Here is a 12,763-nt window from a genome sequence, read left to right on the forward strand (position 1 = left end):
GGCGCCCCGGCCCCCGGGCAGGCGCGCGGGCCCGCGGCACCGTCCGGGTTCAGTCCACGGCACCGTCCAGATAGCGCCAGGCGCCGTCCACCCGGACGAACCGGCTGCGCTCCTGCTGGCTTCCGGGAGTGCCGTCCGCCCCCCGGTGGTGGGCGCGGAAGGAGACCGTCCCCTCCTGGTGGAAGGCGCTGCCGCCGGAGGTGGCGAGGATCTCCAGACCCGTCCAGCGCGGCGCGCCGGACAGGTCGAGGTGCGCGGGACGGGTGTCCGGGTGCCAGGTGAGCAGCAGATAGCCGATGTCCGCCAGGGCGAAGGCGGCGTAGCGGGAGCGCATCAGCTCCTCCGCGGTGGCGGGCACCGTCTCGTCGCGGTGGAAGCGGCCGCAGCACTCCGCGTAGCGGGCTGCTCCGCAGGGGCAGGCGGTGGGCGCGTGGCGGCCGGGACCCGAGCGGTCGGTGGCGGCCGCGCGGTGTGCTGGACGGGCGGGTTTGCGTCGGGGCATGTGTTCATCATGCCGGACCTCTGGACAGCGGGCTGTTCCGGAACCAACCTTGCGGAACGATCAGTTCGACACGGTTGGTCCGCGGTCCCGGAACGCATACGTGCGAGGGCGAAGGTGAGAGATGTACCGGCCCGATCTCTCCCCCGTGGCCGACAGCCTCGCGCTGTCCGCACTGGTGGGAGCGTTGCCCCTGCTCATCCTGTTCGCCCTGCTGGGCGGCCTGCGGCTGAAGGCCCACTGGTCGGGGCCGGCCGCGCTGGGCGTGTCGCTGGTGGTGGCCGTGTGGGCCTACGGCATGCCGGTGCACCTGGCGCTGCTCGCCGGCACCGAGGGTGCCGCCTTCGGGCTGTTCCCGATCATGTGGATCGTGCTGGCCGCCCTGTGGGTGCACCAGCTCACTGTCACCAGCGGCCGGTTCACGGATCTGCGCCGCGCGTTCAACCTGGTCAGTGACGATCCGCGGATCCAGGCGCTCATCATCGCGTTCTGCTTCGGCGCGCTGCTGGAGGCGCTGGCCGGGTTCGGCGCGCCGGTGGCGATCACCGGTGTGATGCTGATGGCACTGGGCTTCTCGCCGGTGCGGGCCGCCGTCACGGTGCTGGTGGCCAACACCGCGCCGGTGGCGTTCGGGGCGATCGGGACGCCGATCATCACGGCGGGTTCCCTCACCGGCATCGACCCCGCTGACATCGGGGCCTATGTCGGCCGCCAGACACCGCTGCTGGCGCTGTTCGTGCCCCTGCTGCTGGTGGCGCTGGTGGACGGGGTGCGGGGTGTGCGGCAGACCTGGCCGGCCGCCCTGGTGTGCGGAGGCGCGTTCGCCGTGGCGCAGTTCGCGAGCTCCAACTACCTCTCGGTGGAGCTGACGGACATCGTCGCCGCGCTGGTGGCGCTCGGAGCCGTGGTCGGCTTCCTCCGCTTCTGGCGTCCTGCCGAGGGCGCACGGGTCCGGGAGGACCTGCGGTCGGCAGCCGCCCGCGAGCACCGCGAAGCGGGCGGCGGCGAGCAGCCACCCGGCGCCGCGGGATCCCATGGCACGGCGGAGCAGCCCGACGAGGAGCTGTCTGCGGCCCGGATCGGGCTCGCCTTCCTGCCCTACCTCGTCGTCATCGCGGTCTTCTCCGTCGCCAAGCTGTGGGACCCCGTCGAGACGTTCCTCGCGGACAGCGATGTGCGGGTGCCGTGGCCGGGGCTGGACGGGGAGGTGCTGACGGCCTCCGGCCAGCAGTCCTCGGCCACCGTCCATGTCTTCCCCTGGCTCTCCTCGCCCGGCTCGCTGCTCGTGTTGTGCGGGGTGCTGGTGGCCGCCGTGCACCGGGTGCGGCCACGGGACGCGGTACGCGAGTTCGTCCGGACGGTGGTGACGCTGCGCTGGGCGCTGCTCACGGTGGGGTCGGTGCTGGCCCTGGCGTATGTGATGAACCTCTCCGGCCAGACGATCACCATCGGCACCTGGATCGCGGGCGCGGGCGCCGCCTTCGCGTTCCTCTCACCGCTGCTGGGCTGGCTGGGTACGGCCGTGACGGGCTCGGACACCTCGGCCAACGCCTTGTTCGCCACGCTGCAGCAGACCGCGGCCGACCGGGCGGGACTGGATCCGACGCTGCTGGTGGCCGCGAACACCTCCGGCGGCGTGGTCGGCAAGATGATCAGCCCGCAGAATCTGACGATCGCGGCGACCGCCGTGGGGCTGCTCGGCAAGGAGGCGGTCCTCTTCCGCAAGGTCGTGGCCTGGAGCCTGCTGCTTCTGCTGGCGGTCTGCCTGCTGGTGCTGCTCCAGTCCGGCGTCGGGGCCTGGCTGCTGCCCTGACGCGGCACGGCCGGCGCCGCGGGGTCCGGCGATGCGGTGCCGCCCCCTCGGGGGCCGGAACCAGCGCGCTGGTCCGCACCCGAGGGGCCACAAAAGCGGCGCAGGGCCCGCACCTCGTCGGTGCGGGCCCTGCGCCCATCCTGCGCGGCAGGGTGTCAGGCGGGGGTGATGTTCTCCGCCTGGGGGCCCTTCTGGCCCTGGGTGACGTCGAAGTTCACCTTCTGGCCTTCCTGGAGCTCACGGAAGCCCTGGGCGTTGATGTTCGAGTAGTGCGCGAAGACGTCGGCGCCGCCGCCGTCCTGCTCGATGAACCCGAAGCCCTTTTCCGAGTTGAACCACTTCACGGTGCCGGATGCCATGTTCTTCTCCTTCAGGGTGGCTGGGAGTCGCACACCTCGTGCGCTCCGCGTCGCCGCAATGACCCCCATCCAGAGAAGCTCCGGAAAACAGAACGCGCCCGAGCCACAAAGCTCAGGCGCGCACACGTATGGGTACCAAAACTGCAACGTCTTCACAGTACCACGGCCGGGGTCGGCGCCGTCACCCGTGACCCTCGTGACCGGGCACGGTGCCGTCGGGTTTGGCGACGAGCAGCAGCCCCGCCATCCCCATGTCGGAGTGACTCTGGACGTGGCAGTGGTACATCCACGCGCCCGCTCCGGATCCCTCCCCGGCCAGGATCTGGAAGCCGAAGGAGTCCCCGGGGCCGGTGATCCTGTTGTCGATGACCGGGGTGGTGTCGTCCGGGCCCGCCAGCATGCCGGTGCGGTTGTCGGCCCAGCGGTGGGCGTGCATGTGGAAGGTGTGGTAGTACTCACCGTGCGTGATCATGATGATCTCGACGCGGTCGCCCACGGTGGCCTCGAAGTCGGGCCCCTCGTCGAGGTTGTTGATGGTCATGTCGTTGAAGACGATGGTGAACTGCCGGTCCGGGTCGGGCAGGATGTCGCCCTCGCGGCGCACGACGACCGGGCCGTAGAGGCCGTTGCGGATCCCTCCCGTGCCGTGGTCGGTACCGACGACGTGGTCGTGGTAGTGCCAGTAGCCGGCGCTGCCGGGGCGCCAGGTGCCGTCCTTGCGGCGGCCGGGGGCGTGGGTGCGCCAGGTGTAGGTGCGCTTGCCGCCCGGCTCGACGTGGCTCTTGTTCATCCTGGTGCCGTCGCTGGCGATGTCGTAGTCCACGCCGTGCGGGTGGAGGCTGGCCGCGACGTCCATGGTGTTCTCGAACTCGACGTGCAGGGTGTCGCCCTCGATCAGTTCGATCAGCGGTCCGGGAACGGTGGCCTTCCCCTTCTCCAGGCCGTAGCCCATCCTGCCGTCGGGGAGCTTCTCCACGTACATCTTCATCCGCCGGGTCGCACCGCCCTTGCCCGCGCGGCGGATGGCTGCGGAGCGGGCCGGTGCCGCCTGCGCCGAGGGGGCGGCCGCCGTCAGCGCGCTCCCGCCGACCGCGGCGACCGTGCCCGAGGCCAGCAGACCTCTGCTGAAGGAGCGGCGGGTGTGGGTGCTGGAGTTTCGGGTTTCTCGGGTCATCGCTCTCGATCTCCCCCGGGGGCGTGTGGCCAATGGAGTGCTGAACGGTGCGCCGCGCGATGCGAGTTGCAGGGGACGGTAGCGCCGGAGACAGTGTTTATCCACACCCAGGACAAAGTTCGTCGAATTGCGGTCATAGCCCTTGGCGAACCGCCGAAAGAGGTCTAGCTTCTGCCACGTTTCGGTGACAGAAGAGGGGTGGATCACGCATGCGGCTCCAACCGCACCCAAAACGGGCGAGACCCCGACGCAGGAGGATCGCCGCGCTGCTGGCCGGCGCGCTCGCCGCCGGGCTGCTCGGCGCCCCCGCACTGGCGGCACCACCGCCGGGAGCGCCCGCGCCCAAGCTGGCGCTGCCGAGTCCGCCGGGCGGTGAGGACGTCCGGGTCCTGGTGTTCCACGGCGCGACGGGCGAGGAGTCCCCCACCGTCGACGCCGCGATCGAGGCCATCGAGAAGATCGGACAGCAGGGCCCGGCCCAGGAGCACTTCACCATCCGCGCGACCGACGACCCGGCGATCTTCACCAAGCCGCGGCTCGGCCGCTTCAACGCCGTGGTCTTCCTGACCGGCGACGGCGACGTGCTCGACCCGGCACAGGAGGCCGGCCTGGAGAGCTTCATGGAGGCGGGCGGCGGCTTCCTCGGCGTCCACGACGCCGCGCGTGCCGAGCCGTACTCGGAGTGGTTCACCGGCCTGATCGGTGCCCGTCCGGCCGAGCACAGCCCGGCGAAGGTGCAGCGGGCCACCGTGGAGGTCGGCGACCGGCAGCACCCGGCGACCAAGGATCTGCCCGTCGAGTGGACACGTCCCGACCGGTGGCTCAACTGGCGGGAGAATCCCTCCGGAAAGGTGCACACCGTCGCGCGGCTGCGCACCACCACCTACGACGGCGGCGCGGACGCCGGCGGCTGGGACCACCCGGTCTCCTGGTGCCGCGACTACGACGGCGGACGCTCCTTCTACACGTCCATGGGCGGGACCGCTGCCGGCTTCGCGGAGACCGACTTCCGCACTCATCTGCGGGGTGCCCTGATGTGGACGACGCGGCTGGCCCGCGCCGACTGCCAGGCGGCCATCTCCGCCAACTACGAGGCGAAGCGGCTCACCGAGCCCAACCAGCCCGGGCAGTCCGACCAGATCGGCGAGCCGCACGGCGTGGTCACCGCGAAGGACGGCCGGGTCTTCTACATCGGACGCGGCGGCGGCGACGCCTCCCAGCCGGTGGTCACCGACTGGGACGACCCCGACATCGGCAAGGGCAAGGGCCAGGTGCACATCTGGGACCCGAAGACGGAACAGGTCACCCTGGCCGGCGAACTGACGGTCTTCGGCAACAAGGGCGGCGGCGGCGAACTGGTCAAGAACGAGGAGGGGCTGCTCGGCATCGAACTGGACCCGGACTTCGCCCGCAACGGCTGGGTCTATCTGCACTACACGCCGCACAGCGAGATCAACCGCGACACACACATGGCGAAGCGGCGCGTCTCCCGGTTCACACTGGACCAGGAGACCGACAGGCTGGACCTGGGTTCGGAGAAGGTGCTGCTCGAGTGGCCGGTGCAGATCCACAGCTGCTGCCACGCGGGCGGCGGCATGGCCTGGGACTCCGAGGACAACCTCTACATCGCCACGGGTGACAACAACTCCTCGCAGTACAGCGACGGCTACTCGGGGAACAATCCGGAGCCGGACTTCAAGGGCGTCTCGTTCGCCGACGCGCGCCGTACGGCGGGTAACACCAACAATCTCAACGGCAAGATCCTGCGCATCCACCCCGAGGACGACGGCACCTACACCCTCCCCGAGGACAACCTGTTCACCGGTGAGGAGACCGACGAGGGCGGCGGCAAGACCCGGGGCGAGATCTATGTGATGGGGGTCCGCAATCCGGCGCGGATCGCCGTCGACAAAGAGACCGACACGCTCTACGCGGGCTGGGTCGGCCCGGACGCGCAGACCCCGAGCCCGACCTGGGGCCCGGCCAAGTACGACACCTTCGCCAGGATCACCAGTGCGGGCAACCAGGGCTGGCCGTACTGCATGGGCAACGAGCAGCCCTACCGGGACCGCAACCTGCCCGACCCGAGCAAGCCGCTGGGCTGGTACGACTGCGACCATCTGAAGAACGAGTCGCCCAACAACGACGGTCTGGTCAACATCCCGCCGGCCCGCGGGAACAACATCTGGTATTCGCCGCAGGGCGGCGGGCCGGACTTCCCCCGCGACGAGAACGGCATCCCCAGCTATCAGGAGGACGAGCAGCAGCTCACCCTTCCCTGGCTGAAGGGCGGCGGCCAGGCGGCGATGAACGGACCGCTCTACCGGTTCGACGCGGACAACCCGGCGGAGGGAAAGTGGCCCTCGTACTGGGACGGCAAGTGGTTCGTGGGCGACTTCTACGACGGCGACCAGCCGCGGCACGCGCTGGTGATGCCGAGGGGCGACACCGTGGGCGCGCAGCCCGACCACGCCGAGAGCCTGGACGGCATCGTCCCCGTCGGTGAGGGCGGCATCCGCAACCTCATGGACTGGAAGTTCGGACCCGACGGTGCGCTGTACGTCCTCGACTACGGGCGCGGGTTCTTCACCTCCGACGACAAGTCCGCGCTGTGGCGCGTGACGTACAAGGGCGGCGAGCCGACACCGAGCCCGGAGGACATGGCCGAGCCGGCGCTGCGGAAGGAGACGGTCCGATGAGGGTGAGCGTGCGAGCGGGGCACCGCGGGAGACGCGAGCGGCACCGGTTGGTGACGGCCCTGCTGGGTGCCCTGGTGATGGTGCTCGGCCTGACCTCCGGTACGGCGTGGGGGCAGGGAACTGCTCTGAAGGGAGCCGGGGGCACGGGCCGGAGCGGCCCGGCCGCCGACGCGCAGGTGCTGACCTGGACGGCGAACGACGACATGACGAAGTACGCCTCGGCGCCCTCGACCGCGGTGGCGGGCAAGGCGACGGTCGTCTTCGAGAACAGCGAGGCCACCGGCAACACCACCGGTATGTCGCACACCCTCACCTTCGTCACCTCCGACCCGGACTACAACCAGGACGTGGACCTCAACATCCTGGCCTCGCCCAACGACTCGGAGGGCGGGAAGCACACGGTGGAGGTCACCCTGACTCCGGGGACCTACAAGTACCACTGCACCATCCCCGGGCATCAGCAGATGACCGGAACGCTGGTGGTGACCGGGGACGATCCGGGTGAGGACAGCACGCCGCCCGAGACCTCCGCCGCGGTCGACGGCGACAGGGACGAGGACGGCGCCTACCTGGGCAGTGCGACGGTCACGGTCACGGCCTCGGACCCGGACTCGGGGGTCGAGAGCATCGAGTACGCCCTCGACGGCGGCGCCTTCCAGCCCTACACGGCACCGGTGACGGTGGCCGAAGCGGGCGAGCACACCGTCCGCTACCGGGCCGAGGACAAGGCCGGGAACGCGGCGGAGGAGAAGTCGGTCGACTTCACCGTCGTCGAACCACCGGACGAGGACACCACGCCGCCCACCGCCCAGGGCAGCGCCGAGGGCAGCAAGAACTCGGACGGCCACTTCATCGGCCGGGCGACGGTCACCGTGACGGCCGCGGACGACAGGTCCGGGGTCGAGAGGATCGAGTACTCGCTGGACGGCGCCCCCTACGTCGAGTACGCCGAGCCGCTGGTCCTCGACCGGGCCGGATACCACGCGGTCACCTACCGCGCGGCCGACAAGGCGGGCAACGTCTCGGAGCCGCAGCGGCTGTCGTTCCGGATCGTGGCGGGCGGCGGGGTCCCCGCGCCGGCCTGCCCGGAGTACGACGAGCGGGAGACGGTGATCGTCGGCACCGTGGACACCGGGGTGCCCAACCGCATGACGAAGCGTCGCTGCACCGTCAACGAGCTGATCGAGGACGAGAAGGAGTGGACGTCCCAGGCGCTGTTCCTCAAGCACGTGCGCGGGGTCACCGAGGAGCTGGTCGGGGAGGGCGTCCTCGTGCCCCGCGAGCGGAAGCTGATCAACCGGGCGGCCAAGCGCTCCGGGATCGGCACACCGGGTCAGGAGACCGGCTACCGCGACCTGTTCGACGGCAGCGAGGAGTCCTTCGCCGACTGGGAGCAGGTCGGTGGCGGAAAGTTCGGACTCAACGAGGACGGCAGCATGACCAGCGACAGCTCGGTCGAGGGCATGGGCATGCTGTGGTACCCGAAGCGCAAGTACGGGGACTTCTCGCTGAAGCTCCAGTTCCGTGACGACGCGCCGGGGGACGGCCGGGCCAACAGCGGGGTCTTCGCCCGCTTCCCTGACGTACACGACCACCCGGAGGAGTCGCGGCCGGAGTGGGTGGCCATCAAGTACGGCCACGAGCTGCAGATCCTGGACCGCCCCGACGGTGACATGTACAAGACCGGCTCCGTCTACGGATTCGACCGCGTCGGCCTGGCGGGCGCGGGCGTCACCCCCAAGGGCACCTGGAACGACTACGAGGTCCGGGTGGTCGGCCAGCACTACGAGATCTACCGCAACGGCACGCTGATCAACGAGTTCGACAACAACCGCGGCCAGGTCTTCGAACCGCCGCGCTCCGACGACCCGGGTACCGACGGGCGGCGCTACGCCTCGGGCTACGTGGGCCTCCAGGTCCACAGCACGGCGGACGTGGTCTCGTACCGGAACGTACGGATCAAGGAGTTGTAGCAGCAGCAGCGCGACGGCCGGAGCACGAGCGGCCGGCCGGGCGGGCGGTGCCGGGGCTTCCGGTGCCGCCCGCCCTTGCTGTCAGGAGCCGCGCTGTTCGGGGATGCCCATCCGGGAGGCGAACTCCTCGGGGGCGCCTTCGTAGCCGCGCAGCACCGGCGTGTGGTGCCACTCCCCCGTCCCGCCGCGGGCGAACTCGGCGACGGTGGCCGCGGTCGCGTCCGGAACACCGGAGAAGTCGTCCTCCGCCAGTTCCTCGTAGCCCTCCTTGACCTGTACGGCCGTGTTGGGGACCTGCGCGAACGTCTTGTGCCCCTCGCCCTGCTGGATGGCGACACCCACCACGACCCGCACGTACTCCTCGGAGAGCCGCTCCAGTTCGAGGGTGAGCACCTCGTCGGAACCGAAGCCCTGGCCGGTCTTGCTGTCCCGGTTCAGGATGATGGTGCCGTCCGGGGAGCGGCTGTCGAAGTGCACGAGATAGGCGGGCTCACCGTAGGGGGCGTCGGCGGTGTAGGTGGCGGCCACTATGTCGAGGTCGTGCTCGGGCTCACCCAGCGGACTGGGGTCCCACTTGAGGGTGACCTCCACCTTGTCGAGCCCTTTGTTGAGACTGCTCATCCTGCCCCCTCCTCGTGTGCGGCGCGCGCGCCGCAACCGACCGGATCTGCACGGCAGTTCCATCCTGCCACGCCGGGCGGGAACCCTCAGGGGCGCGTCCGGGTGAGACGGGAGCGCTCCAGGCCGGTCCACACGGCGTCCACCGCGGCCGAGACGACTCGTGCACGGGGGACCTCGGGCCTGTCGAGCCACCACAGGGCGAGTCCCTGGAGCACGCTGCGGCACACCTCCCAGGCCAGCTCGGCCTCGACGCGCACGTGGTCGTCGGGTGCCCCGTCGAGGGGGATGCCGACCAGCCGGGCGAAGAAGGGGAGCAGGGCCTCGCGGCTGCCGTCGACGACGGCACGGTGATCGGCGCGTACCTCCTCGTCCCCGGTGGTGTCGCGGAAGAGCATGCGCCAGGCGTAGGGGTGGGTCTCGATGTAGCCGAACCAGGCGTCGAAGGCGCGCGTCACCTCCTCGGTGCCCAGTTCGTCGGCGCCGCCGGGGACGGGCAGCCGCTCGCGCCACAGCTCGCGGAGCTCGGCGAAGTGCCGCTCCAGCAGATGGCGGTGGAGTTCCCGCTTGGAGGGGAAGTGGTCGTAGACCACGGGGACCGAGACGCCGGAGCGCCGGGCGATCTCGTCCATGGCGGCCCGCTGGTAGCCGTGTGCGGCGAAGACCTCGGTGGCGGCCTCCTCGATGACGGTGCGGCGCTGCTGGGCGCTCATCCGCTTGCGGGGGTGCGCTGTTGACAACCTAGCGTTCCTTAGGTTTAACTCGGGGCCGATAACCTAGCAGATACTAGGTTACTGGCAGGCTATGGCCTGCCGGGCACTCCGACAAGGGGGCGGCGGCAGCGATGAGCAGCGACGGCGAACGGTATGACGTGATCGTGGTCGGCGCACGGTGCGCGGGGGCACCGCTGGCGGCGCTACTGGCCCGGCAGGGGTTCGGGGTGTGCCTGGTCGAGAAGGCGGAGCCGGGCGGCGACACGCCCTCGACCCACATCTTCGAGGCGGACGCGCTGGCCTTCCTGGCGGACCTCGGCGTCCTGGAAGAACTGCGGGCCACCGGCGCCCCGCTGATCGCGCGGGCCGACGCCCGCGTGGGCGACCTGCGCTGGCCCGCCACCTGGCCGGTACGCCCCGGCGACCCGGGCGGAGTGATGTCGGTGCGCCGCTTCCGGCTCGACCCCGTGCTCCTCGACGCGGCCCACGCTGCGGGGGCCGAAGTGGCCACCGGGACAGCGGTCACCGGCCTGGTCCGCGACGAGGACGGCAGGGTGGCGGGCGTGCGGGTCTCCCCGGCCACGGGGGGCGGGGAGACCCGAGGCGGCACGGCACGCGAACGGGTGCTGCGGGCCCGGCTGGTGGTGGGCGCCGACGGCCGGTCCTCCACCGTCGCGCGGCTGGCCGGCGCCCGCTCCTACCACGTGACACCCAACCAGTTCGCCCTCTTCTGGGGCTACTTCGCCGGATCGGCGACCGGTACGGAACCGACCTTCGTCTTCCACCGCTGGGCCGACCGCGTCGTGCTCGGCTGCCCCACCGACGACGGGCTCTACCAGGTGCAGGTGGGCGTGGACCCGGCATGGCTGCCCGCGTTCCGCGCCGGGCTGCCCGGCAGCCTGCTGGAGTACGCGCGGGCCGCCGAGCCCGTCGCCGAGGCGCTGGCCGGTGCCCGACCGGTGGGCGAGCCGCGCGGGACGACGCACTGGAAGGGCTACTTCCGCGAACCGGCCGGGCCCGGCTGGGTGCTGGTCGGGGACGCGGGCCACTTCAAGGACCCCACCGCCGGACGCGGAATCGGCGACGCCTTCCTCCAGGCCGGCGAACTGGCGCGGACCGTGGCCGAACACCTCGCGCGGAGCACGGGAGAGCTGGACGCGGCGCTGCACCGCTGGGGGGCATGGCGGGACGCCGAGTTCGTGGAACCGTACTGGTTCGCGGCCGACATCGGCAGCCTGGCACCGCTGCCCGCCGTACTGCCCGAAGTGCTGCGGGGGATGCGGCGCGCGGGGACGGCCGACAGCCTCTTCGAACTGGTCAACCACCGGGCGAAGCCGACCGACCTCCTCACCGGCCCGCGGCTGCTCGGCGCGGTGGGCCGGCTGCTCGCCCGGGGCCGAGTGGGCGTTCTGCGGGAGGTGGCCCACCTGGCCGCCGACGACCGGCGGCGGCGGGCGCTGGCCCGCACTCCCCGGTACGAGGCGGCGTGAGCACGGCACCCTGCCGGCCCGGCCGCCGCCGCACGCTCCCGGAGCCGCCTGTACCTCCCCGCGGGCCCGGCCGGACCACCGGGAGCGGTAGCGTGACCGTTCGATCATGACCAGCGGTCCCGGCGCGGGAGTCGGTGGACCGGGAACGGGGCACGAGGGTGTACGCGGTAGGCGAGCAGGACGATCACGACGACATCTTCCCGATCGTCGAGCACGAGGGCGAGGAGCACTGGGAGGCCCCGGGCGATCTGGAGCGGCGGCTGTACAAGTTGCACGAGGTCGACGAGAGCTACACCTACCTGCGCACCCTCGCCGAGAACGGCGTCTACCACCCCATGCCGATCGAGCAGACCGTCCGCGACCCCGCCGCACGGCGACCGGTCACCAGTGAGATCACCGGCTCGGACGGCGTCACCCGCACCGTCGCCCAGGTCTACACCGACGGCCTGCTGCCGCGACCGCACCCGTATGTCGTCTTCGAGTTCATCACGCTGGGCACCCTCGCCGACATTCTGCCGCCCGAGGTCGAGGTACTCGTCGTCAACGGCGCGACGCCCTGCCAGGAGCTGTTCCGGGTGGACGAGGAGGAGCGGGAGGTCTGGTCGGAGCTGCACGAGGAACTGTTCGATCCGCACGCGCTCACCGGCCGCCTCGTCACCCGGCGGACCGGAGCCCCGGAGTCCGGCCCCCTGCTGCACGGGTTGGCGTGCGGTGCGCATCTGTGCTTCGGCAACGGCGACCCCTGGAACACCCTGGACTGGCACGGCGCCGGCTACAGCAACGAGGTCGAACGACTGGCGGAGTCATGGGGGATCGAGAGCCGGGAGGACTGGCTGGAGACCGAGCAACGACTGCTGGAGTGCGAGGTCAGCCCCTGGTACTGGGACTTCGTGCTCGGCGCCCGCCTCGCGCTGGAGAAGGAGCACCACGGCCGGGGCCCGGTGGACGCCGGACAGTGGCGGGACTGCGTGGAGGCGACGCTGCGCCGAGCCGTCGAGGCGCCCGAGGGCCCGGACTTCGACGCCTTCCTGGCGGACCTGCGGGGGATGGTGGGCAAGGTCCTGCGGTACGAGGCGCGCTTCCGCGCCGACGGGCTGATCGGCCCGGACGAGGTGATCCGCACCGTCGCCGCCTGGGACCTGGGCCGGGCCTCGAAGATGGCCCGCTGGGGGCGGGGGGCCCGCTACGCGACCCGCGCCGAGATGTACGACGCGATCGAGCGGGTCAGCACGGGCGTGCGCAGTACCTACCGGTCCTGGGCGGAGTTCTCGGCGGCCTATGTGATGGGCCGTTGTCTGCACTTCGACGAGGAGCGGTTCGGTAGCTGGTACACCGACGTGCTGGAGGCGCACCGGGCGCTGCTGCGGGCGCCGCGCAGCCCCTGGCGGACGGTGCCGTTCCGGCTTCCGGAATGACCGTGCCGGG

Annotated in this window: 10 protein-coding genes; 5 read left to right on the top strand and 5 right to left on the bottom strand. The window is 71.3% G+C overall.

Annotated features, from left to right (window positions below; genetic code table 11):
* Positions 1-49: 49 nt before the first annotated feature.
* Positions 50-502, bottom strand: a complete 453-nt coding sequence (locus P2424_RS19260) for a YchJ family metal-binding protein (protein ID WP_276476990.1) — start codon at positions 500-502, stop codon at positions 50-52.
* Positions 503-623: 121 nt separating this feature from the next.
* On the opposite strand from P2424_RS19260, the gene P2424_RS19265 reads away from it, so the two are divergent.
* Positions 624-2,312 (top strand): L-lactate permease, encoded by a 1,689-nt coding sequence (locus P2424_RS19265; protein ID WP_276476991.1) that lies wholly within the window; start codon positions 624-626, stop codon positions 2,310-2,312.
* 155 nt (positions 2,313-2,467) lie between these two features.
* On the opposite strand, the gene P2424_RS19270 is transcribed toward P2424_RS19265, so the two are convergent.
* The gene (locus P2424_RS19270; protein WP_019357886.1) at positions 2,468-2,671 is read right to left on the bottom strand and encodes a cold-shock protein; all 204 of its coding nucleotides are present in this window, start codon (positions 2,669-2,671) and stop codon (positions 2,468-2,470) included.
* Positions 2,672-2,852: 181 nt separating this feature from the next.
* Positions 2,853-3,845 carry a multicopper oxidase domain-containing protein gene (locus P2424_RS19275; RefSeq protein ID WP_276476992.1) on the bottom strand — a complete coding sequence of 331 codons (993 nt, stop codon included), beginning with the start codon at positions 3,843-3,845 and terminating at the stop codon, positions 2,853-2,855.
* A gap of 209 nt (positions 3,846-4,054) precedes the next feature.
* Here P2424_RS19275 and P2424_RS19280 point away from each other — a divergent pair, with 209 nt between their 5' ends.
* Both P2424_RS19280 and P2424_RS19285 read left to right on the top strand, forming a co-directional pair.
* Complete coding sequence (locus tag P2424_RS19280; RefSeq protein WP_276476993.1) at positions 4,055-6,544, top strand: ThuA domain-containing protein; 2,490 nt, start codon at positions 4,055-4,057, stop codon at positions 6,542-6,544.
* Positions 6,541-8,517, top strand: a complete 1,977-nt coding sequence (locus tag P2424_RS19285) for a family 16 glycoside hydrolase (protein WP_276476994.1) — start codon at positions 6,541-6,543, stop codon at positions 8,515-8,517. Before P2424_RS19280 ends, P2424_RS19285 begins: the two co-directional genes overlap by 4 nt.
* An 81-nt stretch (positions 8,518-8,598) precedes the next feature.
* On the opposite strand, the gene P2424_RS19290 is transcribed toward P2424_RS19285, so the two are convergent.
* A complete protein-coding gene (locus tag P2424_RS19290; protein ID WP_276476995.1) occupies positions 8,599-9,138 on the bottom strand; it encodes a TerD family protein in 540 nt (179 codons plus the stop codon).
* An 86-nt stretch (positions 9,139-9,224) separates the two neighbouring features.
* Positions 9,225-9,875 (bottom strand): TetR/AcrR family transcriptional regulator, encoded by a 651-nt coding sequence (locus tag P2424_RS19295; protein WP_276476996.1) that lies wholly within the window; start codon positions 9,873-9,875, stop codon positions 9,225-9,227.
* A gap of 104 nt (positions 9,876-9,979) precedes the next feature.
* On the opposite strand from P2424_RS19295, the gene P2424_RS19300 reads away from it, so the two are divergent.
* Together P2424_RS19300 and P2424_RS19305 are read left to right on the top strand one after the other, a co-directional pair.
* Entirely contained in the window at positions 9,980-11,338 is a 1,359-nt protein-coding gene (locus P2424_RS19300; RefSeq protein WP_276476997.1) for an FAD-dependent monooxygenase, read from the top strand.
* A 158-nt stretch (positions 11,339-11,496) separates the two neighbouring features.
* Positions 11,497-12,753 (top strand): DUF1266 domain-containing protein, encoded by a 1,257-nt coding sequence (locus P2424_RS19305; protein ID WP_276476998.1) that lies wholly within the window; start codon positions 11,497-11,499, stop codon positions 12,751-12,753.
* Positions 12,754-12,763: the final 10 nt, after the last annotated feature.

The sequence above is a fragment of the Streptomyces sp. WMMB303 genome (assembly GCF_029351045.1).
Classification (GTDB): Bacteria; Actinomycetota; Actinomycetes; order Streptomycetales; family Streptomycetaceae; genus Streptomyces.

Coding starts and splice junctions, on each gene's coding strand:
- P2424_RS19265 (WP_276476991.1), top strand. CDS start 624: ATGTACCGGCCCGATCTCTCCCCCGTGGCCGACAGCCTCGCGCTGTCC.
- P2424_RS19275 (WP_276476992.1), bottom strand. CDS start 3,845: ATGACCCGAGAAACCCGAAACTCCAGCACCCACACCCGCCGCTCCTTC.
- P2424_RS19290 (WP_276476995.1), bottom strand. CDS start 9,138: ATGAGCAGTCTCAACAAAGGGCTCGACAAGGTGGAGGTCACCCTCAAG.
- P2424_RS19300 (WP_276476997.1), top strand. CDS start 9,980: ATGAGCAGCGACGGCGAACGGTATGACGTGATCGTGGTCGGCGCACGG.
- P2424_RS19280 (WP_276476993.1), top strand. CDS start 4,055: ATGCGGCTCCAACCGCACCCAAAACGGGCGAGACCCCGACGCAGGAGG.
- P2424_RS19285 (WP_276476994.1), top strand. CDS start 6,541: ATGAGGGTGAGCGTGCGAGCGGGGCACCGCGGGAGACGCGAGCGGCAC.
- P2424_RS19270 (WP_019357886.1), bottom strand. CDS start 2,671: ATGGCATCCGGCACCGTGAAGTGGTTCAACTCGGAAAAGGGCTTCGGG.
- P2424_RS19260 (WP_276476990.1), bottom strand. CDS start 502: ATGCCCCGACGCAAACCCGCCCGTCCAGCACACCGCGCGGCCGCCACC.